At 68.8% G+C, this 644-nt stretch carries 1 pseudogene; it reads left to right on the forward strand.

Features of this window, described 5'->3' with window-relative positions:
* A pseudogene (locus E1266_RS38670) lies at nt 1-644 on the forward strand (germacradienol/geosmin synthase); the annotation flags it as partial.

Here is a 644-nt window from a genome sequence, read left to right on the forward strand (position 1 = left end):
CCGCTGGACTGCGGCACCACCCCGCCCCCCGAGAACGCCTTCGAGGCGTCGCTCGCCGACCTGTGGCGCCGCACCGCCGCCCCGATGGACGACCGCGGCCGCCGCGAGTTCCGCGCCGCCGTCGAGCACATGGTCGAGAGCTGGGTCTGGGAACTGAACAACCACCTCCAGTCCCGCGTCCCCGACCCCGTCGACTACATCGAGATGCGCCGCCACACGTTCGGCTCCGAGATGACGATGAGCCTCTCCCGGATCGAGCACTCGCACGAGATCCCGGCCCACGTCTTCCAGACCCGCACCCTCCGGGAGATCGACGTCTCCGCCATGGACGTCGCCTGCCTGCTGAACGACTGCTTCTCCTACCAGAAGGAGATCGAGTACGAGGGCGAGCTGAACAACGGCGTCCTGGCCATCGAGAACTTCTTCGGCTGCGGCCGGGACGAGGCCCTGCCCATCGTCAACGACCTCATCACGTCCCGCCGCCGCCAGTTCGAGCACCTCGCCACCCGCGAACTCCCCGCCCTGGCCGACGAACTCGACCTGGACGACACCGCCCGCACCGCCCTGGCCGCCTACGTCGACGAACTCCGCGACTGGATGGCCGGCATCCTCAAATGGCACCGCGAATCCGACCGCTACGACGA

The sequence above is a fragment of the Actinomadura sp. 7K534 genome (assembly GCF_004348575.1).
Lineage (GTDB): Bacteria > Actinomycetota > Actinomycetes > Streptosporangiales > Streptosporangiaceae > Spirillospora > Spirillospora livida.